Origin of the sequence: Enterobacter cloacae complex sp. GYL001 (assembly GCF_049237125.1) — a bacterium.
Taxonomy (GTDB): Bacteria; Pseudomonadota; Gammaproteobacteria; order Enterobacterales; family Enterobacteriaceae; genus Enterobacter; species Enterobacter hormaechei_C.
This window is the reverse complement of record NZ_JBMKGW010000050.1, coordinates 1-2409: the sequence shown is the minus strand read 5'-3', so window position 1 is coordinate 2409 and position 2409 is coordinate 1. Positions and strand designations below refer to the sequence as shown.

Sequence of the window (2409 nt, the reverse complement as noted above, 5' to 3'; positions counted from 1 at the left end):
CTGAAAATGCCGGCCTTTGAATGGGTTCATGTGCAGCTCCATCAGCAAAAGGGGATGATAAGTTTATCACCACCGACTATTTGCAACAGTGCCCTCAAAACTCCGTACCGCAATGGCACCACCCATGTGATCTTCGAGCCGCTGGACTTCATCGCCAAACTCGCTGCGTTGGTACCTAAGCCGCGAGTCAACCTCACACGCTTCCACGGCGTCTTTGCACCGAACAGCAAACACCGAGTTCAAGTAACACCCGCCAAGCGGGGCAAGAAGCCCGACAAATCGGAAGGTCTCGATACTAACTGGCGTGACAAGAGTCCTGCAGAGCGCCACCGCGCCATGACCTGGATGCAACGCCTCAAGCGAGTCTTCAATATTGATATTGAAGTCTGCGAACACTGCGGCGGTCACGTCAAAGTGATTGCCAGCATCGAAGATCCGAAGGTCATTGAGCAGATTCTCAAGCATCTGAAACAGAAAACAGCCAAGGCGAATGCCGCCAAGCAGCGTGAGCTGCCACCAGAACGAGCGCCGCCACTGACTCCCAGCCTGTTCGATCCATCACAGAGTCGTCTCTTTGACTGACGACCCCAAATCCAACACTGCTCAACACTGCCAACTTTTAAACGGGGCGGTGGGGCAGTTTGTATCTCTCGAGCTATCAGGCTAGAGATTTTACCGCCAAATCGAACCTTATTAGAGCGGTTTAGGCTGGACCGGCAGTTAAAATTGGGGCTTGAGCGGTAAACGAGTGAGGGAATTTCAGGTAAGATACTTCGGATGAGGAGCAAAAAGGTGGTTTATACTTCCTATACCCAGTAGTGTTCCCCTGTCGGTTTGGTTGGGGTCGATGCCCCACTTTGGGCGCGGCGTTGGGCGCCGCAAGATGAAAGCTCTGTGTGAAGGCTTGGATATTAAGACCTTGGATGATTTCAATGCCATCACCGAAGAGCAGATCGTTAGCGTCGACAAATTCAGCTACAAAACTGCCGCAAAAGTGCTTGCAGGTATGGCTGAACATGCCGAGCTATTCAACAAGATTCAATCAATCATCGGGTTCAAACAGCAGGTCACTTCGGGGGATCGTTTTACCGGTGAGAAGATCGTGATCACCGGTTTTCGTGACGCGGCCTTGGAGAAGCTGATTGAAGCTGAGGGTGGTGAAGTGCAATCATCAGTCTCGTCGAAGACCACCATGGTGATCGCGGCATCCACTTCCGGATCTTCCGGCAAATTGAAGAAAGTGCACGATCTCAACAACAGCGGAAAGGCAAATATCAAACTGATTGATCTGGCCACCTTCCGTAAGCAATATCTGGAACAACCAGCATCGACTGGTTTGGAGTTTTAATGAGTCACCCACAACTTGAGCTAATAGTCGCTGTGGATTCTAAGTTGGGATTCGGGAAAGGCGGCAAGATTCCATGGAAATGCAAAGAAGACATGGCGCGATTTACGCGGATTTCTAAAGAGATCCGCGTGTGCGTTATGGGGAAACACACGTATACTGACATGCGTGACATGCAGTTAGAAAAGGATGGCGCCGAGGAGCGAATCAAGGAGAAAGGAATTCTCCCCGAACGCGAATCGTTCGTGATCTCCTCGACGTTAAAACAAGAAGATGTCATAGGCGCTACTGTCGTTCCTGATCTTCGTGCTGTGATCAACCTGTATGAGAATACCGATCAACGCATTGCTGTCATTGGTGGGGAGAAGTTGTACATTCAAGCTCTTTCATCAGCAACGAAACTGCACATGACCATAATTCCAAGAGAGTTCGACTGTGATCGATTTATTCCTGTTGATCCGATCCAGAACAATTTTCACATTGATTCCAGTGCCAGCGAGACTGTGGAGGCAACCGTTGATGAGACTCAAGAGCGCATTCACTTTGCTACTTACGTGCGTAACAATCAGTAACGCGCTGGCAGTGGAAGAACAAGAACCAGAAACGAAGCAGACGGTGTTGGCCGTCTGCTTCGAAACATCATTATTGGCTCGAGAACTGATCGAGAATACCATTCTTGCGGACGACATCCAAAACAATACAGAAAAGATAGCTTTGCAGTTGTCGGAGCCCCTCCCCCCAACTTATAATGGGATTATTGCTGGGCTAAACAATGCTGTCGCCATGCGTGGGACAGCAAACGTTGAATCGCCATCAAGAGCATCCACAGATTTACGTGCAGCCGTCATCGGTTTATGGTGTATAAATGACACCATAGCCGCCCTGAATCAGACTGATAATGCAGTCTTACAGGACGGCGAGTTGCAACAAACACTTGTCGATTATTACAACAACTTATTGGCTGACATCGTTTGTCGTTTTCAGAAGACGGCTGCACTGAACGTCAGAAGCCGACTGCACTATAGCAGCGGAGGGGTTGGATCCATCAGGCAACGACGGGCTGC

At 49.7% G+C, this 2409-nt stretch carries 4 protein-coding genes; all 4 read left to right on the top strand.

Translation table 11 applies throughout. The annotated features are described in order from the left end of the window. Window positions 1–582 (top strand): transposase (locus tag ACOTWU_RS25155; RefSeq protein ID WP_227650327.1); only part of this gene is annotated, 582 nt, incomplete at its 5' end. A 301-nt stretch (window positions 583–883) separates the two neighbouring features. After that, window positions 884–1348: a BRCT domain-containing protein gene (locus ACOTWU_RS25150; protein ID WP_000645230.1), complete on the top strand. Its 465-nt coding sequence runs from the start codon at window positions 884–886 to the stop codon at window positions 1346–1348. After that, entirely contained in the window at window positions 1348–1917 is a 570-nt protein-coding gene (dfrA19, locus tag ACOTWU_RS25145; RefSeq protein ID WP_000019304.1) for a trimethoprim-resistant dihydrofolate reductase DfrA19, read from the top strand. Before ACOTWU_RS25150 ends, dfrA19 begins: the two co-directional genes overlap by 1 nt. Window positions 1918–1927: 10 nt before the next feature. Beyond that, window positions 1928–2409, top strand: a 482-nt coding sequence (locus ACOTWU_RS25140) for a hypothetical protein (RefSeq protein WP_158423299.1), incomplete at its 3' end; no start/stop codon positions are given.